The sequence below is a fragment of the Archangium lipolyticum genome (assembly GCF_024623785.1).
Classification (GTDB): Bacteria; Myxococcota; Myxococcia; order Myxococcales; family Myxococcaceae; genus Archangium; species Archangium lipolyticum.
Map to the genome: position 1 here is coordinate 393,119 of NZ_JANKBZ010000003.1, position 22,464 is coordinate 415,582.

The 22,464-nt window shown below is 69.6% G+C and carries 18 protein-coding genes and 1 pseudogene; 12 read left to right on the forward strand and 7 right to left on the reverse strand.

All coding sequences use genetic code 11. From position 1 onward, the window contains the following. Nucleotide 1 precedes the first annotated feature (1 nt). Both NR810_RS08710 and NR810_RS08715 read right to left on the reverse strand, forming a co-directional pair. A complete protein-coding gene (locus NR810_RS08710) occupies nucleotides 2–2,407 on the reverse strand; it encodes a GH92 family glycosyl hydrolase (protein ID WP_257450078.1) in 2,406 nt (801 codons plus the stop codon). Nucleotides 2,408–2,531: 124 nt separating this feature from the next. Beyond that, a complete protein-coding gene (locus NR810_RS08715; RefSeq protein ID WP_257450080.1) occupies nucleotides 2,532–2,957 on the reverse strand; it encodes a hypothetical protein in 426 nt (141 codons plus the stop codon). A 357-nt stretch (nucleotides 2,958–3,314) separates the two neighbouring features. On the opposite strand from NR810_RS08715, the gene NR810_RS08720 reads away from it, so the two are divergent. From NR810_RS08720 to NR810_RS08745, 6 genes are read left to right on the forward strand one after another with little or no spacing between them, the layout of a single operon-like run. Next, nucleotides 3,315–4,712: an FAD/NAD(P)-binding protein gene (locus NR810_RS08720; RefSeq protein ID WP_306817987.1), complete on the forward strand. Its 1,398-nt coding sequence runs from the start codon at nucleotides 3,315–3,317 to the stop codon at nucleotides 4,710–4,712. Beyond that, nucleotides 4,709–6,073 (forward strand): allantoinase AllB, encoded by a 1,365-nt coding sequence (allB, locus tag NR810_RS08725; RefSeq protein WP_257450084.1) that lies wholly within the window; start codon nucleotides 4,709–4,711, stop codon nucleotides 6,071–6,073. The genes NR810_RS08720 and allB overlap by 4 nt, the downstream gene beginning before the upstream one ends. A gap of 18 nt (nucleotides 6,074–6,091) precedes the next feature. Beyond that, the gene (gene alc, locus NR810_RS08730) at nucleotides 6,092–7,108 is read left to right on the forward strand and encodes an allantoicase (RefSeq protein ID WP_257450086.1); all 1,017 of its coding nucleotides are present in this window, start codon (nucleotides 6,092–6,094) and stop codon (nucleotides 7,106–7,108) included. Then, nucleotides 7,105–7,617 (forward strand): 2-oxo-4-hydroxy-4-carboxy-5-ureidoimidazoline decarboxylase, encoded by a 513-nt coding sequence (uraD, locus tag NR810_RS08735; RefSeq protein ID WP_257450088.1) that lies wholly within the window; start codon nucleotides 7,105–7,107, stop codon nucleotides 7,615–7,617. Before alc ends, uraD begins: the two co-directional genes overlap by 4 nt. Beyond that, the gene (gene uraH, locus NR810_RS08740; RefSeq protein ID WP_257450090.1) at nucleotides 7,614–7,955 is read left to right on the forward strand and encodes a hydroxyisourate hydrolase; all 342 of its coding nucleotides are present in this window, start codon (nucleotides 7,614–7,616) and stop codon (nucleotides 7,953–7,955) included. The genes uraD and uraH overlap by 4 nt, the downstream gene beginning before the upstream one ends. Before the next feature lie 17 nt (nucleotides 7,956–7,972). Then, entirely contained in the window at nucleotides 7,973–9,355 is a 1,383-nt protein-coding gene (locus NR810_RS08745) for a DUF6986 family protein (RefSeq protein WP_257450092.1), read from the forward strand. Here NR810_RS08745 and NR810_RS08750 read toward each other — a convergent pair. Then, nucleotides 9,330–10,337, reverse strand: coding sequence for a glutamine amidotransferase-related protein (locus tag NR810_RS08750; RefSeq protein ID WP_257450094.1), 1,008 nt, complete (start codon nucleotides 10,335–10,337; stop codon nucleotides 9,330–9,332). The two genes, NR810_RS08745 and NR810_RS08750, sit on opposite strands and share 26 nt — an antisense overlap. Before the next feature lie 518 nt (nucleotides 10,338–10,855). On the opposite strand from NR810_RS08750, the gene NR810_RS08755 reads away from it, so the two are divergent. Continuing rightward, a complete protein-coding gene (locus NR810_RS08755; RefSeq protein ID WP_306817988.1) occupies nucleotides 10,856–12,385 on the forward strand; it encodes a catalase in 1,530 nt (509 codons plus the stop codon). 316 nt (nucleotides 12,386–12,701) lie between these two features. Then, nucleotides 12,702–13,328 (forward strand): ankyrin repeat domain-containing protein, encoded by a 627-nt coding sequence (locus NR810_RS08760; RefSeq protein WP_257450097.1) that lies wholly within the window; start codon nucleotides 12,702–12,704, stop codon nucleotides 13,326–13,328. A gap of 5 nt (nucleotides 13,329–13,333) precedes the next feature. Here NR810_RS08760 and NR810_RS08765 read toward each other — a convergent pair whose 3' ends face one another. Further along, nucleotides 13,334–14,665, reverse strand: coding sequence for a carboxypeptidase-like regulatory domain-containing protein (locus NR810_RS08765; protein WP_257450100.1), 1,332 nt, complete (start codon nucleotides 14,663–14,665; stop codon nucleotides 13,334–13,336). A gap of 221 nt (nucleotides 14,666–14,886) precedes the next feature. Between NR810_RS08765 and NR810_RS08770 the strand changes: the two genes are divergently transcribed. Together NR810_RS08770 and NR810_RS08775 are read left to right on the forward strand one after the other, a co-directional pair. Then, nucleotides 14,887–16,122, forward strand: coding sequence for a serine hydrolase domain-containing protein (locus tag NR810_RS08770; protein ID WP_257450102.1), 1,236 nt, complete (start codon nucleotides 14,887–14,889; stop codon nucleotides 16,120–16,122). 28 nt (nucleotides 16,123–16,150) lie between these two features. After that, complete coding sequence (locus NR810_RS08775) at nucleotides 16,151–17,806, forward strand: carboxylesterase/lipase family protein (RefSeq protein ID WP_257450104.1); 1,656 nt, start codon at nucleotides 16,151–16,153, stop codon at nucleotides 17,804–17,806. A 50-nt stretch (nucleotides 17,807–17,856) separates the two neighbouring features. Here the strand turns inward: NR810_RS08775 and NR810_RS08780 are convergent, their stop codons facing one another. After that, nucleotides 17,857–19,137: a PAS domain-containing sensor histidine kinase gene (locus NR810_RS08780; protein ID WP_257450106.1), complete on the reverse strand. Its 1,281-nt coding sequence runs from the start codon at nucleotides 19,135–19,137 to the stop codon at nucleotides 17,857–17,859. A gap of 113 nt (nucleotides 19,138–19,250) precedes the next feature. On the opposite strand from NR810_RS08780, the pseudogene NR810_RS53020 reads away from it, so the two are divergent. Then, nucleotides 19,251–19,862 (forward strand): annotated as a pseudogene (locus NR810_RS53020) (serine/threonine-protein kinase); the annotation flags it as partial. A 14-nt stretch (nucleotides 19,863–19,876) separates the two neighbouring features. Next, on the forward strand, nucleotides 19,877–20,452 hold the full coding sequence (locus NR810_RS08790) for a tetratricopeptide repeat protein (protein ID WP_456062027.1): 576 nt from the start codon (nucleotides 19,877–19,879) through the stop codon (nucleotides 20,450–20,452). Here the strand turns inward: NR810_RS08790 and NR810_RS52580 are convergent. After that, on the reverse strand, nucleotides 20,441–21,037 hold the full coding sequence (locus NR810_RS52580; protein WP_257450107.1) for a response regulator transcription factor: 597 nt from the start codon (nucleotides 21,035–21,037) through the stop codon (nucleotides 20,441–20,443). The genes NR810_RS08790 and NR810_RS52580 overlap by 12 nt on opposite strands. 204 nt (nucleotides 21,038–21,241) lie before the next feature. Further along, complete coding sequence (locus NR810_RS08800; protein WP_257450109.1) at nucleotides 21,242–22,342, reverse strand: NADH:flavin oxidoreductase; 1,101 nt, start codon at nucleotides 22,340–22,342, stop codon at nucleotides 21,242–21,244. Between the last annotated feature and the right edge of the window lie 122 nt (nucleotides 22,343–22,464).

Here is a 22,464-nt window from a genome sequence, read left to right on the forward strand (position 1 = left end):
CTCAGCGGGACTTCGGTCCGAACGAAGGGGGAGCGTCCTCGCGGGCGCTGCCCCAGCGTTCGTCCGGCGTCTTCGACAGGGTGAAGTCCAACGTGCCGCCCGCGAGCGCGAAGGACTCCGGCAGCCACGGGCGGGTGCTGGCCTTTCCGTTCACCTTCAGCGCCGTGACGTAGGGCGAGTCCATGGCGGCCCCTGGCGCGCGGATCGTCAGGGTTCCCCCGGGGCGGGTGATCACCGCCTCGGGGAACAGGGGGCTGCCGAGCACCAGCTCCGCCCGGCCCGGGATGACGGGGTACATGCCCAGCGCGGACCAGACGTACCAGGAGGACATCTGGCCGAGATCGTCGTTGCCGGAGATGCCCTCGGGCTTGTTGGTCCAGATCCGGCGCATGGCCTCGCGCACCACGGCCTGGGTCTTCCAGGGCTGACCGGCGAAGGCGTAGAGCCACGGCGCGGCGATCGAGGGCTCGTTGTCGAGCTCCGCGTGCAGCGGGCCGGATTTGGTCACCGCCCAGCTGCCATCCTCCTTCCGGAAGAACCGATCGAGCCGGGCCACGGCCTTGTCCGTTCCGCCCATGGCGTCGAACAGGCCCTGGGCATCGAACGGCACCATCCAGACGTACTGGGCTCCGCTGCCCTCGACGAAGCCGTCGTCCTGCTCGGGCTTGAAGGCGGGCCAGGTGCCGTCGGCGTTGCGCGGCTGGATGTAGCCGCCCTCCGGGGTGGCCTTGGGGTTGAACAGGTTGCGCCACCAGCCCGCGCGCTCGCGGAAGCGCCGGAAGTTCCGGGTGTCACCCGCGCGGCGGGCCAGCTCCGCCACGCCGAAGTCGGCCGCCACCATTTCGAGCGTGTCGGACGCCATGCCCCAGCCGGGCGCGTCGACGGGCATGTAGTGCAGCTTCAGCCACTGATCGAGACCCGGGCGCTGTCCGACGCAGAGCACCGGACAGCCCTTCTTGCTCAGGTCCTTCGCGGTGGGGACGGTGGCGGCCTTGAGCAGCGAGACGTAGGCGCCCTTCAGGTCGAACCCGGTCCCGCCGAACGCCGCGATGGCGGCCACGGACGGCGGTGACGGGTCTCCATTCATGACGCCGGTCGCGCCGGTGTTGTGCGTCCAGCGGTCCCAGACGCCTCCGTTCTGCTGGGCCTGGTTGAGCAGGGACTGGGCGATGTCCGCGCCGATCCGGGGATCCAGCCAGGTGACCAGTTGGACCTGCGAGCGGTAGACATCCCAGCCCGAGAAGTTCGCGTACTGCGCCTTCTGCTGCCCGGAGACCTGGTGCACCTGCTGGTCGAAGCCGCGGTAACGGCCGTCGACGTCGCTGTAGACGTTCGGGTGCAGCAGGGAGTGGTACAGCGCGGTGTAGAAGACGGTGCGCTCGTCCTCGGTTCCGCCGGTGATCCGGATCTGCCCCAGCCTGTCATTCCACGCCCGGCGCGCGGCCTGCCGGACCGTGTCGAACGAGGTACCGGCGGGGTTCTCGGCCCGCAGGTTGGCGCGGGCATTCTCCTCGCTGACGTAGGAGATGCCGACGCGCACGCCCACCACCGGGGTCTTGCTGGAATCGAAGCGGATCCACGCGCCCGAGCCCTTGCCTCCGGGCGGGTGGCCGCGCTCACCGTACGTCGTGCCGCCCCGGGCCTCGGTCGAGCCCGGCTTCAGCTCGCCATCGACCCAGGTGCCGCCGGCCGTGAACGGCTGGTCGAACTCGGCGACGAAATAGAGGGTGTAGTAGCTCTCGTGCCGGTCGGGGGCGAGGTAGCCGCAGAAGTTGCCGCTCGTCACCTGCCCCGAGACGGTCCGGTGCTCGGGATCGACCTTCACCTGTGCGTCGCTGCTGCCGATCTGCGAATCGGAGGTGCGGATCAGCAGGTGCGCGGGACGGTCCGGCGGATAGGTGAAGCGGCCCGCGGCGGTGCGGAGGGTGGCGCTCAGCTCCGCCTTGACCCCGTTGCCGAGCTTGACCGCGTAGTAGCCCGGAGAGGCCTCTTCGTCGGCGTGGGAGAACAGGCTTGAGTAGGCCGTGAAGGCGTAGTCGAGCGCCGGCGAGGTGGACACCTCGGTGGTGATGGGCATGAGCGGGATGTCGCCGCTGGCGCCGGTGCAGCCGGTGCCGGACACGTGCGTCAGGCTGAAGCCCTTGATGCCGATCGACCGCCACTCATAGCCACCGGGCGCGGCGATGGGGAAACGCCTGCCGGGCAGCGGCGTCTGCTCGGGGCTGAAGGCCGCCATGCCGAACGGCAGCACCGCGCCGGGAAAGACGTTGCCCCCATTGGTCGTGCCGATGAACGGATTCACATGAGCGGCGGGCTCCGCCGCCCGAGCGGCCCCGGCGAACACGAGCGCGCTCCAGGCGCACAGGGCGAACCGCCGCGCTGCCCGCGCGAGATGTCGTTGCTTCATTTATCCAGCTCTCCTTCCGTCCCGAGGTCACGCCCTACTATCTCGATGCCATCGTGTTCCTCGGAGATGGTCGCCTATGAAGGGCCGGGGCTTGTGGTCCGGCTCGGCCCTGACGTCTATCACGTCAGCGAGGAGGGGGCGGCAGCACTCGGGCAACCTTCTTCGCGTGCGAGATCGACTCCAGATGCTCCTGCCGCAGGGGGCGCTCTCGGCGGAGTCGGCGCACCCTTCGCTCCGTATCCTCCAACATGGCCCATGCCTCGCGAGCCTGCCGGGGGAAGAGGTGAAGGGATTGTACGTAGAGGCAGGTGATGTGGACGCGCAGCGCGAGGTTGGAGAAGCCGAGCCGTTGAACACGGCGAAGCCACTTGCCGAACTCCACCCAGGGCTTGTTGAACGAGTACGCGAGGGTGACGAGATCCTCCGCCATGCCGCGCCGGGTCTGCTGGCGCTCAGCCTCGGTTTTCGCCTCCCGCAGCCACCGTTTCTCCAACTCCAGCAATGCACGCTTGACTTCCTCGTAGGGGGCTTTGTCCTTCAACAGCTTCACGAGGATCCGGTCCTTCTCCTGTCCATGTTCCAGTCCGCGCTCTCGTTGCGTGCGCCGCATGCTCATGCACCAGGGCAGGGCTTTTCGTTAGCTCGCAGGGGCCAATACCCGTGACGCATACAGGCGTCGTAACAGGCTGGTGGACAATCTCGGGTGGAATCTGCTCGGTCGACAACCCACCAACAGAGCATCCAAGAACAGGCCGGAAGGCCCGGCCCCCTCCCCTCCCCCCGTCCGGCATTGTCTGGAGATCCAACGTCTGGGGTCGTGTCGCATGGCGGAGAAGGGCCCGAGCATGATTTGACTAGGGGTATGCGCATCCCGTCCCCCGCCGCGAAACACGGGCCTGGCCTCCCCATGCTCGAAGCCTCGCTCCGCAGAGACCTGGACCGCCTCGAGTACCCGAAGCGCTCCTGGGTCCTGCCCCGCCACACGCGGGATGGCCAGCCCATCCTGGACGTGCTCATCATCGGCGGGGGTCAGAGCGGGCTCGCGGCGGCCTTCGGGCTGATGCGCGAGAAGGTGACCCGGCTGCTCGTCGTGGATGACAGCCCCCCGGGGCTCGCCGGGCCCTGGAAGACGTTCGCGCGCATGCACACGCTGCGCACGCCCAAGCACCTCACCGGGCCGGACCACAACCTCCCCAACCTCTGCTTCCAGAGCTGGTACGAGGCCCAGTACGGCGAGGAGGCCTGGCACTCCCTGGGGCTCATCCCCAAGGAGCTCTGGGCGGACTACCTCAACTGGTACCGCCAGTTCCTCGGCATCCCCGTGCGCAGCCACACCCGCGCGGGCGCCATCTCCTGGCGGGCCGAGGACTCCTGCTTCGTCATCCCCGTCCAGCCCACCGACGGCAGCGGCCCCGGGGAGACGCTCCTGGCGCGCAAGGTGGTGCTCGCCACCGGAATCGACGGCTCGGGGCGTTGGGAGACGCCCTCGATGGTGGCCCGCCTGCCCCGAGAGCTGTGGGCCCATACCCGCGATGACATCGACTTCGAGGCCCTGCGCGGCAAGCGCATCGGCGTACTGGGGGCGGGTGCCTCGGCCTTCGACAACGCCTCCGTGGCACTGGAGCGAGGCGCCGCCGAGGTGCACATCTTCTACCGCCGCAAGAGCCTGCCCACGGTGAACGCCTACCGCTGGGCCGAGTTCGTCGGCTTCCTCAAGCACCATGCGGATCTGCCGGACGCGGATCGCTGGCGCTTCATCCGCCGCATCCTGGAGATGGGGCAGCTGCCGCCGCACGACACCTATCACCGCGCCCGCGCCTACCCCCACTTCCACCTCCACGGGGACAGCCCGTGGCTGGATGCACAGGCGGTGGACGGAGCCGCCCGCGTCACCACGCCGCATGGCACGTTCACCTTCGACAAGCTCATCGTCGGCAGCGGTACCGTGACGGACCTGTCGCTGCGCCCGGAGCTGGCCCACCTCATCGAGGACATCGCGCTCTGGAAGGACCGGTACACGCCGCCGCCCGCCGAGGCCAATTCGGACCTGGCGCGTCACCCCTACCTGGGCCCGGGCTTCGAGTTCCAGGAGAAGGTGCCCGGCCGCGCGCCCTACCTCGGCTCCGTCTTCAACTACACCTTCGGATGCCTGCTCTCGCTGGGCTTCGGTGGGGCGAGCATCTCCGGCATGAAATACAGCCTGCCCAAGCTGGTCTCGAGCATCACCCGGCAGCTGTATTGTGAGGACAAGGACGCGTTCTTCTCCTCCCTGATGGAGTACGACGTGAAGGAGTTCGAGCCGTGAGCGGAAACCAGGTACTGCGCAGCAAGCGGGTCGTCACCGAGGGCGGCGTGCGCGAGGCCGCGGTGGTGATCCGGGAGGGCAAGGTGGCGGCGGTGGTGTCACCGGCGGACGTGCCGGCGGGCCTGCCGGTGACGGACGTGGGCGACAAGGTGGTGATGCCGGGCGTGGTGGACTGCCACGCGCACATCAACGAGCCCGGCCGCACCGAGTGGGAGGGCTTCGAGACGGCCACGCGCGCGGCGGCCGCGGGCGGCATCACCACCGTGGTGGACATGCCGCTCAACTCCATCCCCGCCACCACCACCCTGGACGCACTGCGGCAGAAGGCGGCCTCCGCCGAGGGCCACTGCGCCATCGACCATGGCTTCTGGGGCGGCGTCATCCCCAGCAACACGGGCGAGCTGGAGGCCATGGTCGACGCGGGCGTCACCGGCTTCAAGTGCTTCCTCATCCACTCGGGGGTGGACGAGTTCCCCCACGTCACCCGGGAGGACCTGGAGCGGGCCATGCCCATCCTGGCGCGGCGCGGCGTGCCCCTCATCGTCCACGCGGAGCTGACGCCCCACGAGGCCCCGCCCCAGGGAGACACGCGCACCTACCGCAGCTATCTGGAGTCGCGCCCCCGCCGCTGGGAGGACGACGCCATCCGGATGATGGTGGAGCTGTGCCGGAAGCACCGCGGACAGGTGCACATCGTCCACCTGTCGTCCTCGGACGCGCTGCCGGACATCGCCGCCGCGAAGCGCGAGGGCCTGCCCTTCAGCGTGGAGACGTGCCCCCACTACCTCACCTTCGACGCGGAGCACATCCCCGACGGCGCCACGCACTTCAAGTGCGCACCGCCCATCCGCGAGGCGGAGAACCGCGAGGCGCTCTGGGCGGGACTGGCGCGCGGTGACATCGACATGGTGGTGTCGGACCACTCGCCGTGCACCCCCGCCCTCAAGCACCTGGACCGCGGAGACTTCGGCGCGGCGTGGGGCGGCATCGCGTCGCTCCAGTTCAGCCTGCCGGCCGTGTGGACGGGCATGCGCGCGCGCGGCCACGGGCTGGAGTCCCTGGTGCGGTGGATGTGCCAGAACCCGGCCCGGCTCGTCGGCCTGACGGGTGTGAAGGGCTCGCTGACGCCCGGCGCGGACGCGGACCTCATCGTCTTCGATCCGGAGGCCACCTTCACCCCCGAGGCCTCGGGCGTGCTGCACCGCCACAAGCTCACCCCGTACGCGGGCCGCCCGCTGGTGGGCGTGGTGGAGCAGACCTGGGTCCGGGGCGAGAAGGTTCACGACCGGAACGAGCCCTCGTCCCGCACGGTGGGCCGGTGGATTCGCCGCCCTGGAGTGGCGGCCAGTGGACTAAGGTAACCGCGAGGAGACCCCTGCATGAACGCACCCGAGGAAGGCAAGGTCCGCGTCGCCTTCGCCGAGCTCATCGACCTGGCAGCCGAGAAGGTGGGCGGACGCGCCCTCTACGCCAACGACGAGTTCTTCGCCCCCAAGGAGAACCTGCTCAAGCCGGGGCGCGGCGTCTTCATCCCGGACAAGTACACGGAGTTCGGCAAGTGGATGGATGGCTGGGAGACGCGCCGCAAGCGCGTGCCGGGCCATGACTTCTGCATCATCCAGCTGGGCCTGCCGGGGGTCATCCGCGGGGTGAACGTGGACACCAACCACTTCATCGGCAACTTCCCCGAGTACGCCTCGGTGGACGGCCTGGAGATTCAAGGCCAGCCCTCGGGCGAGTCCCTGGTGGACGCGGCGTGGACGGAGATCGTCCCGAAGACGAAGCTGGCCGGCGGGACGCAGAACTATCTGCCCGTCGCGAGCGAGCGGCGCTGGACGCACCTGCGCCTGCACATCTACCCGGACGGGGGCGTGGCGCGCTTGCGCGTGCACGGGGTGGTGACGCCGGACCTGGCGAAGCTGCGCTCCGGGGAGCTGGTGGACCTGGCCGCGGCGGAGAACGGCGGCCTCGTCGTCACCTGCAACGACGCCTTCTTCGGCCCCAAGGACAACCTCATCCTCCCCGGCCGCGCCAGCACCATGGGCGAGGGCTGGGAGACGCGCCGCAAGCGCGTGCCGGGCTTCGATTGGATCGTCGTGAAGCTGGCCGCGCCCGGCACCGTGCACCGCGTGGAGGTGGACACCAACCACTTCAAGGGCAACTTCCCGGACATGTGCTCCCTGGAGGGCTGCACCCTGAAGGAGGACATCCTCGACTTCGCCAACGCCAAGGACATCGCGTGGCAGGAGATCCTCCCGCGCACGAAGCTTCAGGCGCACCACCGCCACTTCTTCGAAACCGAGCTGCGCGCCGCGGGGCCCTTCACGCACGTGCGGCTCAACATCTTCCCGGACGGAGGCATCAGCCGGCTCCGGGTGCACGGGCGGGCCACGTGACCCGGCTCGACTGGCTCAACCGCCTGCCCGTCGAGGACGCCCAGGCGGAGTTCCTGCGCTGCTGCGGCTCCGGCCGCTGGGCCGAGGCCATGGCCCGCGCGCGCCCCTTCCCGAGCCAGGACGCCCTGTTCGCGGAGGCCTCGTGGCTCTGGTCCCAGACGGGGCCGGATGACTGGCGCGAGGCCATGCTGCACCACCCGCGCATCGGCGACGTCTCCAAGCTGCGCGAGAAGTACGCGGGCACCGGCGCCTGGTCCGAGCAGGAGCAGCGCGGCATCGAGGGCGCTGGCGAGGACGTCATCCAGGCGCTCGCCGACGGCAACCGCGCGTACGAGGAGCGCTTCGGCTTCATCTTCCTCGTGTGCGCCACGGGGAAGAGCGCGGCGGAGATGCTGGCCCTGCTGCGCGAGCGCATGAACAACGCGCCGGATCAGGAGCTTCGGGTCGCGGCGGACGAGCAGGCGAAGATCACCCGCATCCGGCTGGAGAAGCTCCTCGCGTCCCCATGAGCACCCTGTCCACGCACGTCCTCGACACGCAGTGGGGCCGCCCGGCGGCTGGCGTCCCCATCACCCTGGAGCACCAGGCCGGTGACGGCTGGCGGGAGCTGGCGCGCGGAACGACCAACGCGGATGGCCGCGTGCGCGACTTCCTGCCCGCCGGCACGCGACTGGAGCCCGGCACCTACCGGATGACGTTCCACACGGCGGAGTACTTCCGCGCGAACGCCGTCCGCGGCTTCTACCCGTACGTCTCGGTGGTGTTCGAGCTCGCCTCCCCGGACGAGCACTACCACGTGCCCCTGCTGCTGAGCCCCTTCGGCTACTCCACCTACCGGGGCAGCTGACGCCCCCCTCCCCTCCCATGAAGACGACCCTGACGCCCAATCGCCTCGCCGCCGCGCGCGCGGCGTTGAAGAAGGCCAACCAGGAGTATGCCCGGACCTTCCCGGGCGAGTCCGCCCGCCGCCAGCCCGTGCACACGGTGTACGGCGGCGCCCAGCTCTTCAAGGCGGAGACGGCCCGGAAGATGGGACAGATGGCCCTGGCCGCGCTGCACGAGTACGCCCCGGATGCCACGGCGCTCGCCACGTGCCTGGAGCTGGACGCGGACATCGCCCGGCGCGTCCACGAGCGCATCCTCGCCAAGCTCGAGCGCGAGCCGGTGGAGGACTTCCGCATCGACTTCGAGGACGGCTACGGGCACCGGCCGGCCGAGGAGGAGGACGGGCACGCGGTCTCCACCGCCGGGGAGGTGGCCCGGGGCATGGAACAGGGCTCGCTGCCGCCCTTCATCGGCATCCGCATCAAGTCCCTCTCCGAGGAGCTGTTCGACCGGAGCGCGCGCACGCTGGAGCTCTTCGTCGGCACGCTGCTGGAGCGCACGGGCGGCAGGCTTCCGGACGACTTCGTCGTCACGCTGCCGAAGATCACCGTCCCCGAGCAGGTGACGGCGCTGGTGCGCATGCTGGAGCTGCTCGAGCAGGACCGGGGCCTGGAGTCCGGCGCGCTGAAGCTGGAGCTGATGGTGGAGACGCCGCAATCCCTCTTCGACCGGGAGGGACGGCTGGCGCTGCCCGCGCTGGTGGCGGCGGCGGAGGGACGCTGCGTCGGAGCGCACCTCGGGGTGTACGACTACACGGCCGCCTTCAACATCACCGCGGCGTACCAGAGCATGACGCACCCGTCGGCCGACTTCGCGCGGGAGATGATGCAGGTGTCGCTGGCGGGCACGGGCGTGGCGCTCTCGGATGGCGCGACGAACGTGATGCCGGTGGGCCCGCACAAGCCGGGCCAGAGCCCGCTGACGGAGGCCCAGAAGAAGGAGAACCGCGAGGTGGTGCACCGCGCGTGGCGGCTGATGCACGGGCACACGCGCCACTCGCTGGAGCGGGCCTTCTACCAGGGGTGGGACCTGCACCCGGCCCAGCTCCCGGTGCGCTACGCGACGGTGTACGCGTTCTTCCTGGAGGGCCTGGACGCGGCCTCACGCCGTCTGAAGTCCTTCATCGAGAAGGCGGCCCAGGCGACGCTGCTCGGCGACGTCTTCGACGACGCGGCCACGGGCCAGGGCCTGCTCAACTACTTCCTGCGCGGCCTCGCCTGCGGGGCCCTCACCGAGGAGGAAGCCCGGGCGGCGGGGCTGACGCTGGAGGAGCTGCGCAGCCGCTCGTTCCTGAAGATCCTGGAGGGCCGCCGGAAGACGGACGCCCCGGGGGCGCCTACACCGTCAGCGGCTCGGAGGTGAGGGCCTCCGAGCCCGGCGGTACCTCCGCGTCCGGCGAGTCCAGCAGCACCAGCAAGGGGATGGCCGAGCCGGTATCCCCGAAGCTGGCCATGCCGCGCACGGTGCCCTCCACGCGAGAGCCGTCGGGCCGCTTGAGCGAGAGCGTCTGCCCCACGCGCACGATGGGGGCGCGCCGCGGGATGCCCGGTGAGAGCAGCACACCCCGCCCCGCCAACCGTTGGATGGCCTCCACGGTGAAGAGGTAGCGCTCTCCTCCTCCCGCGCCCACCTGCCGCGCGAAGAAGGCCGCCAGCCGCTCCATCATCAGCATCGAGTGCTGCTGCACCCGCGCCACCCGCGGCCCCTCCCGCTTCAGCAGCTCCTCCATGGTGAGGCCCACGCGGGCCACGTCTTCCCCTGAATGGCGGACCCAGCGCTCGAACATTCCCCCATCCACCTCGGGATGGAAGCGCACCCCGTAGGAATTGCCCACGCGGAAGATCTGATGCGGGTAGCGGGCGGTCGAGACGAGCTCCTGCGCGCCGTGAATCGGCTCGAAGGTGTCCGCCTGCCAGTGCAGGACGTCGAAGAACTCCTCGAAGCCGGCGAACAGGGGATCCGCCAGCCCTTCCGCCGTCAGCGACACCGGATGCACCCCCAGCACCGGGCCCTTCTCCCCCGGGCGGACGCGAGCGCCGGCCGCGGCGGCGAGCAGCCCCGCGCCCAGTCCGATCCCCAGACTCGGCCGGCCCGCTTCCAACCGGCGCGCCAGCAGCCGGCGCTCCTCCTCCAGGAGTGGCGGGGGCTCCGCCTCCTGAAGTCCCAGGGACTTCCCCATCACCACGACCAGATCCGCCTCGGTGTCCTCGGGCTGGGGGGCTCGCGAGCGGATGTCCAGGGAGAAGCCCGAGCGCCGCAACGCGGGCCCGAGCTGCCCGGGACCCGCTTCTTCCCCATGGATCAGGATGACGGCGGTACGAGGAGACGGGGGAGTCACGTTCATTCCGGGAACATTTGCACGCGGGCGGCGCGATGCAGGGCCCGCATTCTCCGGCAAGGGGACCCCGGCACCGGACTCCATCGCCTTGATGACAGTGGCGGGCCCCGGATGTCCCGCCTACCGGCGGAGACAGATGCCGTTGCAGGTATTGGGCATCACGCAGACGCCCGAGTCCCCGCAGCGGGTGACACACTCCGCGTCGGTCTTGCGGTGCCAATCGTGGCAGATGCTCTCGGGCTCGGACGGCTTGAACCCCAGCGCCCCGCCCACGCCTGCGCCGCGTTCGTCGAGGCGATGCCGGAGGGAAGCCGGGGTCCCCGCCTCACCGAAATATCGGTGCCCCTGAACATACCGACATTCCGGTGGCACCCGCCACCCGGATTTCGGTGTCACCACCGGAATATCGGTGCGACAGGTGAGGCCATCAATTCCAAGTGCTTGATTTCACGAGGTTCGGGTCCCTGGCACATCCCCTGCTCAAGGAGCTGCATGCCTTAACCCCCCACGCATCGGAGGCTCGTATGAACCTGAAGTCCGTGGTCCTCATGGCGCTGCTCACTGGCGGTCCGGCCCTGGCAAACCCTCCGCCGCTCACCACCGACTCGGGAGCGCCGGTCGGCTCCAACCAGAGCTCGAAGACGGCGGGTCCGCGCGGCGGAATCCTGCTGGAGGACTTCCACCTGATCGAGAAGCTCGCGCGCTTCGACCGTGAGCGCATCCCGGAGCGCGTGGTGCACGCCCGGGGCGTGGGCGCCTACGGTTTCTTCGAGAGCTACGGTGACTTCTCCCAGCTCACGCGCGCGTCGATCTTCTCCGCCAAGGGCAAGAAGACGCCGATGTTCGTGCGCTTCTCCACCGTCATCCCTTCGCAGGGCTCTCCGGAGACGGTGAGGGATCCGCGCGGCTTCGCGCTCAAGTTCTACACGGATCAGGGCAACTGGGACCTGGTGGGCAACAGCCTGCCGGTGTTCTTCATCCGGGACGCCATCAAGTTCCCGGACATGGTGCACTCGCTCAAGCCGTCGCCCATCACCAACCGGCAGGATCCGAACCGCTACTTCGACTTCTTCTCCCACGTCCCCGAGTCCACGCACATGCTGACGCAGGTGTACTCGGACCTGGGGATTCCGGCGAACTACCGGCAGATGAACGGCCACGGCGTGCACGCCTTCAAGTTCGTCAACGCCCAGGGCGAGGTGCGCTACGTCAAGTTCAACTGGAAGTCGTTGCAGGGCGTGAAGACGCTCACGGCCGAGGAGGCCACGCGCATCCAGGGCGAGGACTTCCAGCACGCCACGCATGACCTGTACACGGCCATCGGCAAGGGGCAGTTCCCGTCGTGGGAGATGAGCGCGCAGGTGCTCGATCCGAAGGATCTGGACGCGTTCCCGTTCGATCCGCTGGATGCCACCAAGGTGTGGCCGGAGGACAAGGTGCCCTCCATCAAGCTGGGGAAGTTCACGCTGGACCGGATGCCGGACAACTTCTTCGAGGAGACGGAGCAGGCCGCGTTCTCCCCGGGCGTCCAGCCGCCGGGCATCGAGCCGTCCGAGGATCGGCTGCTGCAGGGCCGGCTGTTCTCCTACGCGGACACGCAGCGCTACCGGGTGGGCGCCAACTACCAGCAGCTGCCCATCAACCGCGCCCGCGCCCAGGTGAACAACAACAACCAGGGCGGCAACATGAACGCCGCCAACACGAAGTCGGACGTCAACTACGAGCCCAGCATCACCCGGGAGACCGAGGACGCGCCGGCGTACCTGCTGTCGCGCGCGCCGCTGAGCGGGACGACGCAGCAGGCGCCGATCGCCAAGACGGACAACTTCTCGCAGGCGGGCGCCTTCTACGCGGCGCTGTCCGCGGCGGAGAAGGAGCGGCTGGTGAAGAACCTCGCCGCGGACCTGGGCCAGGTGCGTGACGCCCGGGTGAAGGCGCGCATGGTCGGCTTCTTCTTCAGCGCGAACGCGGACTACGGCACGCGGCTGGCCAAGGCGGTGGGCATCAAGGTGGACGACGCCAAGGCCGCCATCGCGCCGCTCGCCGCCCGCTAGTGGAGTGTCCACGAAGTTCGTGGACATAGTCGTGTTGCGCATGCTCCCTCTCCCTCTGGGAGAGGGCGGGGGGTGAGGGTCGTCACCCGCGTGTTCCTCGCCCCGGCTTGCATCACGGCACGCAACCGCCCCCTCGCCGTCCTCTGTGAACTCCCATGGGGTCATGCGCTCCAGGGGGAAGACCCTCACCCTAGCCCTCTCCCAGAGGGAGAGGGGACATCCACGGGCCCTCGGACCATGTCCAAAGACTTTGTGGACACTCCACGAGCCCCTCCCTCCTCCCCTCCCCCTCGAAGTCCTCGCATGGAGTGAATCGATGCTGCGCAAGATGATGGTGCTCCTGGGTTCGGTGGCGCTGGTGCTGCTGGTGAGCTCGGCGCTGATGGCCGGCTACCTGTTCGTCTGGGATCGCCCTTCCCAGGGGCGCGTGCTCGCCGTGAACGACGCGGAGCGCTACCTGCTCGCGGCCGCGCGCGAGGGGGATGTGGAGGTGGTCGCGGGCCTGGTGAAGGCCGGAACGCCCGTGGACGTCCAGAATGAGCGGGGCTTCTCCCCGCTCATCCTCGCGGCGTACCACGGCCACACGGAGGTGGCCCGGGTGCTGCTCGCGGCGGGGGCGAACGCATGCTCCGGCGACTCACGCGGCAACACCGCGCTGATGGGCGCGGCCTTCAAGGGCCACGCGGACATCGTCGAGCTGCTCCTCCAGCAACCCTGCGCGGTGGACCAGTCCAACGGAGTCGGCCAGACGGCGCTGATGTTCGCCAGCCTCTTCGGCCGCAAGGACGTGGCGGAGCGGCTGCGCCAGCACGGCGCCTCGGCCCAGAAGCGGGACGCCAGCGGGCGCACGGCGGAGGACTGGGCGCGGACCCAGTCCCCCGAGCCTCCCATCACCGCGCCCGTGGCCCCCGCGAGGGACGCGGCCACCACCGCGGCGAGGTGATCAGCTCACGGGTGCGTCTGGAGGTAGATGTGTGAGCTGCACGGGTGATCCCCGGCCACCACGTCGGCGAAGTCGATCGGGTTGCCGCCCGAGTCCTTCGGGTAGCCCGCCACGGCGGCCGGCGCGCCCGTGTTGTATCGCGTGGCCCCGCCCGTGGCCCAGTACACCGGGAAGCCGGAGCTGGGCGCCGGGGTCGAGGTGATGGACAGGTTGCCAGCGCAGTAGGCGGGCGCGCCCGTCGGGAACTCCATGGACAGATCCAGCGGGGTGTTGCCCCTCATGTTGTAGAGCACGATGAACGAGGCGCTGGAGCGCACCGCCGCGCTCTTCGACCAGGGTGCCCCGCTCGTGAGCGTCTGCTGGAAGGCCAGCTCGATTCCCGGCTCGGGAGTGGTACCGGGCGGAGGGTTGTAGCAATCGAGCGGGATGTTGACGAACTCGATGATCGAGCAGGACGGGCTGGTGTGCTCGATGTCGGCGTTCCAGGTCCCCAGACCATCGGAGGGATCGATGGTGCTATTGCGGAGGCCCGTGATGCGGAACGACGTGCCCTGGGTGTTGAACTGGGCGTTCGCGCTCTGTTCGTTCCACAGGCCCGTCGCCGGAGTGAACCGCCACATCGCGGTCCGGCAGGTCGCGTTGAGCACGCAGGCCGGCATGGTGCCTCCAACGGAGGCCGGTACCGGCAGGCTCACGTTCATCGTCGCCCCGGGAACCAGCGTGAGCGTGTTGCCCCGGCCGTCCACGGCCGACAGCGTCACCGCGCCCACCGATTCGAGCGCCACCGTCTGTCCCAGGGAATTGCGGGCAGTGAAGTCACCGGGCATCGTGGCCGGGTCGTGCGGCACGATGGAGAACACCACGGTGCCGGTCGCGGGAGCACCCGTGGCGGTGCCGAGGCTGTTGGCGAGCACCTCCACGCGGATGCCGGAGGCCGTGTCCACGATCAGGTTGTTGACCGCGGGGTTGATCTGGCGCACGTAGGCCCTCCCGAGCACGTGCACCTGGTTGAGCTCACCCGACAGCTTGAACTGGTTCACCGGTCCATGGCCGTCCTTGCGGATGTCGAGCCGGTAGCCCGCCGCCGATGACTCCACCGAGAGGGAATACGCACCGGCGCTGTTGGTGAGACGGACGATCCCATTCACCGTCACGCGCGCGTTCGGGACGGGCCTGCGGTTGGCGTCCAGGACCGTGCCCGAGAACACCGCTGACACCGCGGCGGACTCGAGCTGCCGCTCCTCGAGGGTGGAGGGGATCCCACCGCTCTCGCCACAACCGAGGCCGAGCAGCGCCGGGAGGAGTAGAAACGCGGAGCGCCTCATCATCTTCATCATCGTCGTTCTCCGGGGTAGGGAGACCGGAGGGGCTGCACGGCGCGTACCAGCACGGGCGGGTGCGTCCCCCACCCTCTCCTCCGAGAGACGGGTCACGCCGCGCGCGGAGAACCTGTTGACGGAGGAGCCACAAGGCGGGCGCGCGTGAGTGGCTCACGTGGCTACGAGAAGCCGCCTCTGGCCTTGCCCTTGGATCATCGGCCCGCTAGGAGAGCCAGCCCATGGCGGACTTCGGCATCGACGTCGACCCGGGTGAGGTCGGACTGGACACGCAGCGGCTGCGGCGCATCGACACACACTTCCGGCGGTACGTCGACGACGGGCGGCTCGCGGGCTGGCAGGTGATGGTGTCGCGCCGGGGCAAGGTGGCGCACCTGACGTCGTACGGGCTCGCCGACCGGGAGGCCGGCCGCGCCGTCGAGACGGACACCGTCTGGCGCATCTACTCCATGACGAAGCCCATCACCTCGGTGGCGGCGATGATGTTGTGGGAGGAAGGCGCGTTCGAGCTCTCGGATCCCGTCAGCCGGTGGCTGCCCGAATTCGCCGCGCCGCGCGTCTACACCGGAGGGCCAGCGAGCAAGCCGGTCACGGTGCCCGCGACGGAGCCCATCCGCGTATGGCACCTGCTCACGCACACCGCGGGGCTGACGTACGGCTTCCACCGGGTGCACGTCACCGACGAGCTCTACCGGCTGCTCGGCTTCGACTTCGACGTGCCAGACGGCTTCGATCTCGCCGCGATCGTCCGCGCCTGGGCGGAGCTCCCCCTGATGTTCCAACCCGGTGCGGAGTGGAACTACTCGGTGGCGACGGACGTGCTCGGCCGGCTCGTCGAGGCCGTGTCCGGACAGTCACTCGATACCTTCTTCGCCGAGCGCATCTTCGGCCCGCTGGGGATGAAGGACACCGGGTTCTGGTGCCCCGAGGACCAGCAGGGCCGCCTGGCCGCGCTGTACGCGGTGGCACCCGGGCAGCCCCGGCCGGTCCGGGCCGATGGGACTGGCAAGCGCGTGACGAGGCCCCCGACCTGGCTGTCCGGTGGCGGCGGGCTGGTGTCGACGACGCGCGACTACACGCGCTTCACCTGGATGCTCCTGAACGGCGGCGAGCTCGAGGGCGCGCGGCTGCTCTCACCCCGGACGGTCCGCTACATGACCCGGAACCACCTGCCCGGAGGTGACGATCTCGCGACATTCGGCCGGCCGCTGTTCGCCGAGACGCGGTTCGATGGGGTCGGATTCGGGCTCGGCTTCGGCGTGGTCATCGACCCGGTGGCCTACCGCTCGCCGACGAGCGTGGGCGAGTACCACTGGGGTGGCATGGCGAGCACCGCCTTCTGGGTCGATCCGGCCGAGCAGTTGAGCGTCGTGTTCATGACCCAACTGCTCCCCTCGAGCGCCCATCCGCTCCGCTCGCAGCTGCGACAGCTCGTGTACCAGGCGCTGGTCGACTGATATGGCTCGCCACCAGGAGGAACGAAAAATGAGTCCTGTTCGCACGTCCGCCGTACGTCCCCCATCCATCCTCGTTGGCCTTCTCGCGCTGATCCTGGCGAGCGGCTGTGCCCACAAACCCATCGTGTCCGAGAACAAGGGCCGTGAGTCGCAAGACCAGGGTCCGGTGCTCGCGAACACCGCCCAGGGCCAGGTTCGCGGCTCCATCCGCGACGGCATCAACACCTTCAAGGGCATTCCGTACGGTGGGCCCACCTCGGGCCGCAACCGCTTCATGCCCCCGACGAAGCCCGAGTCGTGGAGTGGCGTTCGCGATGCGCTCGAGTATGGCCCTCGCTGCGCCCAGCGCAGTGCCATCGGCTCGGCGGTGGATCGAGAGGTCGTGGCGGCGATCATCGCCCCCGACACCCAGGCCATGAGCGAGGACTGCCTGTTCCTCAACGTCTGGACCCCGGGCGTGGGAGACGGCCGGAAGCGGCCGGTCATGGTCTGGCTGCACGGCGGTGGCTTCGTGGAGGGCTCCGGCTCTTCCGCCCTCTATGACGGGCACGCGCTCGCCCGGCGCGGCGACGCCGTGGTCATCACGCTCAATCACCGGCTCGGGGCGCTCGGCTACCTGTACACGGGCAGCGGCGCCAACGCGGCCTCGGGCAACGCCGGCATGCTCGACATCGTCGCGGCGCTCCAGTGGGTGCGCGACAACATCGCCGCCTTCGGTGGGGATCCGGGCAACGTCACCATCTTCGGCGAGTCGGGCGGAGGCATGAAGGTGACCCTGATGCTCGCCATGCCCGCGGCCCAGGGGCTGTTCCACAAGGCCATCAGCCAGAGCGGCGCCCTGGTGCGCGCGTTGAAGCCGGAGCAGGCGGCCTCCATCACCGGCGAGCTGACGTCCGAGCTCGGGGTGAAGCCTGGAGACCTCGAGGCCCTGCAGAACGTGCCCCTGGAGAAGTTCCTGGATGCCCAGGGCGTGGTGCTGAAGAAGGAGCGCGAGGGTGGCTTCACCTTCAACTCGCCGTTCACCCCCGTGGCGGATGGGACCGTCCTGCCCCGGGATCCGTTCGATCCGGAGGCCCCCGCCGTCTCGGCGGACGTGCCGTTGTTGATCGGCTCCAACAGGGACGAGATGACGCTGTTCCTCTACGGGAAGCTGGGGCCCATGACCGATGGCATGGCGCGCATGGGCCTGGGGCGGCTCGCCGGCGACGCGAAGGATCAGGTCTTCGAGCACTACCGCAAGCGCATGCCCGACGCCTCGGGCGCGGACCTGATCATCGCCGCGGGCAGTGACATGTTCCGGGCGCCGTCGCTCCTGGTCGCCGATCGCAAGGTGGCCCAGGGCAAGGCCCCCGTCTACGTGTACCTGTTCACCTGGGAGACGCCGGTGCTCGAGGGCAAGCTCAAGTCCGCCCACGCGGTCGAGATCCCCTTCGTGCTCGACAACACCGACCTGGTTCCCGGCCTCACCGGCAAGGATCCCGAGCGCTTCAAGCTGGCCGAGCAGATGAGCACGACGTGGGTGACCTTCGCCCGCACCGGCAACCCGAACAACCCGGGCCTGCCCGAGTGGCCGGCCTACACCACCGAGCAGCGCCCCACGCTCCTCTTCAACCTCCCCTCCACGCTCGAGAACGATCCGAGGGGCGAGGAGCGCCAGCTCTGGCAGGGCATCCTCACGAAGTGAGCCGAACTTCGTCTGGACACAGGCGGCTCGCACTGGACGAGCCGCCTTTTTCAGGCGGACGGAAGGAAGCACCGGAACAGGGTGCCACGGCCCGGCCGAGGCTCCGCCTGCAACCGGCCCTGGTGCACCTCGAGGATGGAGCGGCTGATGGACAAGCCCATGCCCAGTCCCGCCGGCTTGGTGGTGAAGAACGGCTCGAAGAGGCGCTTGTGCGCCTCCGGGCTCAAGCCCACGCCCGTGTCCTCCACCACCAGCTCCACGCGCCCCTCCGTCCGCTGGGTGCGCACCCACACCTGCCGCTCCCCGGACGGGCACGGGCTCACCGCATCCAGCGCGTTGATGATCAGGTTGAGCACCACCTGCTGGAGCTGAACCCCATCTCCCTTCACGGGCAGCGGGGTGTCCGCCAACTGCAGTGAGAGGGTGGCGCCCCGAAGCTGCGCGTCATTGCCCGCCAGTTGCGCCACCTGGCGGACCAGCGCATTGAAGTCATGGGAGGCGAAGGGCCCCTGGTCCTTCTTCAGCAGCGCCCGCGTGCGGCGGATGATCTCTCCGGCCCGCTTGTTGTCGGCGACGATGTCATCGATCACCTCCCCCAGCAGGGTGAGATCCGGCGGCGTGCGCTGCAGCAACCGCTTCGCCATCTCGGCGTTGGTGAGAATGGCCGACAGGGGCTGGTTCAGCTCATGGGCGATGGAGGCCCCCAGCTCGCCCACCGCGGCGACCCGCTCCATGTGGGCCCGCTCGTCCCGGGCCCGGCGTGCCTCCAGCTCGGCGCGCCTGCGCGGAGTCGCGTCCACCACCGTGACCACGGCGCCGCCACCTGGCAGCTCCAGCCGCCGGGCGCGCAGCTCGAACCAGGTGTCCGCCCGGGGGCCACGGAACTCAACCATGCCCTCATCCACCCGGCCCGAGAGCACGTCCTCCAGCAGCGTGGCCACCCCCGCCGTCTCGAACTCTCCCGCGTGCGCCAGCTTCTGGAGGGACTGGAGGTAGGAGCCGCCCGGAAAGAGGAGCCTCTGGGTGGACAACGCGCCCAGCCCCTCGCGCTGGGCCGAGGGGGCGCTGGCCCGAAGCACCGCGCCCTGCCTGTCCAGAATGGCCACCGCGCCCGGGAGCGAATCCAGCACGGCCAGGTTCAGCCGCTGGGCCCCCATGCGCCTGCGCCGCTCCAGCAACAGCACGACGATGAGCGCCGCCTGGAGCAGGCCCGCCGCCACCACCGCGATCACCCCCCAGCGGTAGCGCTCCCAGAGCTCGAGCTCGCGAAGCTCGGCGGCCGCGAGCGGGGTGGCCATCAGCCACAGCATCGAAACGCCCAGGGCACGCATCCCCATTCTCCATGCTGGCCGCACACCTGCCTCCTGCCATCGCGCCCATCATTCCATCTCGTGCGCTCCAGGTCGATTTGACAGGCACGCGGAGGTGTGGATCGGCTGCGTGGATGAGTGAGCCCAAGCAGGAAGAGAGCGCGGCGGACCTCGGGGAGGCCCGCACGGTCATCAGCCCACGGCCAGGCTCCGCCCCCGCCGGGGTCGAGCCCTCCACGGGGCCCACGCTCCCTGCTTCAGGGGGGGATGGCATCCACGTGGCTCCCGGGCGCGCCCTGGCGGGCCGCTACACCGTGCTGGACGTCCTGGGTCAGGGCGGCATGGGCGTGGTGTTGGCCGCCTATGACGCGAGGCTGGATCGGCGCGTGGCCCTGAAGCTGGTGCGCTCGCGCGAGGCTGACGGCGATGATGGGTTGGCCCAGGTCCGCATGGTGCGTGAGGCGCAGAGCATGGCCCGCCTCAATCACCCCCACGTGGTGGCGGTCTATGACGCGGGGACGCTCGAGGATGGCTCCGTCTTCATCGCCATGGAGTACGTCCAGGGACAGACGTTGCGGAGCTGGTGCCAGCACACCCCGCCCCGCTCCTGGCGGGAGGTGATCGCGGCCTATCTGGCCGCGGGGCGCGGACTGGCGGCCGCGCACGCGGCGGGCCTCGTTCACCGCGACTTCAAACCAGACAATGTCCTGGTCGGCGAGGACGGCCGGGTGCGCGTCACGGACTTCGTGAAGACGCGCGGCTGCGGTTCGAGCGCGCGCTGGCCATTCACGAGAAGACCTTCGGGCCAGAGCACCCGGATGTGGCGGCCGTGCTCATCAACGTGGGGGGAGTGCTCGCGGACCTGGGCCGGTATGAGGAGGCCAGGGTCCGGCTGGAGCGCGCGCTGACGGTGCTGGAGAAAGCGCTGGGTCCCCAGCACCCGGTGCTCTCCATCCCGCTCACCCTGTTGGGCCGGGCCCTCACGGGTCTGGGCCGGTATGAGGAGGCGCAGCGCCGGCTGGATCGCGCTCTGGTCCTGCAACAACAGCCGGAAGAGCACGCCGGGCTGATGGAGCCACTCACCGCGCTGGGGTTGCTCCAACTGGCGCGCGGCAGGCCCGCGGCCGCCGTGCCGTTGCTCGAGCGGGCCTTGCGGCTCGCGCCGGAGGAGGCGGCCACGGAGACGCGGTTCGTGCTGGCCCGGGCCCTCTGGGAGTCGAAGCAGGATCGCCCTCGCGCCCTCGAGCTGGCCGCCCGAGCCCGGAGTGACTGGCAGCGCCGCGGCAATGCCCCCCGGCTGGCCGAAGTGTCCCAGTGGTTGGCTTCACGGAGATGAGCCCAGCCGCTCCAACAGCCGCACCAGCTCTGGCACCGAGTCCACCGCCAGCTTCTCCATGGCACGGCCGCGCTGCAGGCGCACGGTCTGCTCGGCGGTGCCCAGCTCGGCTGCGATCTGCTTGTTGAGCAGCCCCCGCGCCACCCGCTGGCAGACATCCCACTCGCGGGGTGTCAGCTTGGAGAAACGGACCCGGAGCGCCTCGCGCTCCTGCTCGGAGGCGATCGCCGCCCGGTCCTGCGCCTGCGCCCGTTCCACCGCCTCCAGCAGTTCCGCCGTGCCGACCGGCTTGGACAGGAAGTCCACGGCTCCAGCCTTCATGGCCTTCACCGCCGCCGGCACATCCCCGTGTCCGCTGATGAAGATGATGGGCTGCTTCCACCCCGCGCGCCGCAGCTCCTCCTGAAGCTCCAGCCCGTTCAGCTCCGGCATGCGCAGGTCCATCACCACGCACCCCGGACGCCGTCCGGGCTCCCGCTCCAGCATCTGTCGCGGGTGGTCGAAGCTCTCGACCGTGTACCCTTCCAACTGGAACATGCGTGAGAGGCTGCGCAGCACGGAGGGATCGTCATCCACGATGAACACCGTGGAACGCTCTTGGCTCGAAAGACCGTGCACCTGATGGCCCCTTGCTCGTACCGAGCGGCACACGCTACCACGACACGCACAGCGAGTGAGAGGGTGTCAAGTCTGCGAAACGCCTGTTGCGACTCGCAGTGAACTCCCCTCCCCCTGGCGTCATGGCAACCACTTCGAGGCGAGGCTTCCTCCAGTTGCCGGCTCCAGGGCTCACGCCAGCTGGGCGAGCGCCTCCTTGGAGAAGTCCTGCAGCTCGCCATGGCGGCCCTCGCGCACCTTACGGGCCCACTGCGCATCGGCGAGCAGCGCGCGGCCGACGGCCACCAGGTCGAACTCCTCGCGCTCCAGACGGACCAGCAGGTTCTCCAGGGACGCGGGCTTGGAGCTCTCGCCACGGAACGCGGCGATGAACTCGCCGCTCAACCCCACCGAGCCGACGGTGATGGTGGGCTTGCCGGTGAGCTTCTTGGCCCAGCCGGCGAAGTTGAGCTCCGAGCCCTCGAACTCCGGCTCCCAGAAGCGGCGCTGCGAGCAGTGCAGGATGTCCGTTCCGGCCTCGACGAGCGGCGTGAGCCAGGCCTCCATCTCCTTGGGCGTCTGGGCCAGCCGGACGGTGAAGTCCTGCTGCTTCCACTGGGACAGGCGCAGGATGATGACGAAGTCCTTGCGGACGGAGGCGCGGATGGCCTTCACCACCTCGGAGGCGAAGCGGGCGCGCTCGGCGAGGGTGGCGCCACCGAAGGCATCGGTCCGCTCGTTGGTGCCGGACCAGAAGAACTGGTCGATCAGGTAGCCGTGCGCGCCGTGAATCTCCACCGCGTCGAAGCCCAGCCGCTGCGCGTCCGCCGCCGCCTTGCCGAAAGCGGCGATGGTGTCGGCGATGGCCTCGTCGGTCATGGGCTCGGTGAAGCGCTTGCCCGGCGAGGACAGGCCCGAGGGGCTGTCCACCGGAGGCGGCGCGACCCAGGTGGTCTGGGGATTGCGCGCGGAGCCCACGTGCCAGAGCTGGGGAGCCATCACCCCGCCCACGGCGTGCACCTCGTCGATGACGCGCTTCCACCCCGCGAGCGCCTGCTCCCCGTGGAAGTCGGGCACGTTGGGATCGTTCTTGGCGGAGGGCCGGTTCACCACCGTGCCCTCCGAGAGGATGAGACCCACCTCCGCCTCGGCGCGGCGGCGGTAGTACGCGGCGACCTCGGGGGTCGGAACACCGTCGGGAGAGAAGGAGCGCGTCATGGGAGCCATGACGATGCGGTTCTTCAGCTTCAGCGACTTGTGGGAGAAGGGGCGGAACAGGGCATCTACGGACATGGGGGGGAACTCCGGGGGCTACACGTTTCGGAAGCGGCTGATTAATCAGTCCGCCGTTCCCCGGCCGTTAGAAAATCCGAAGCCCCCGAGAAGAACGGGCCCGGTCCCGCCGTGCACTGGTG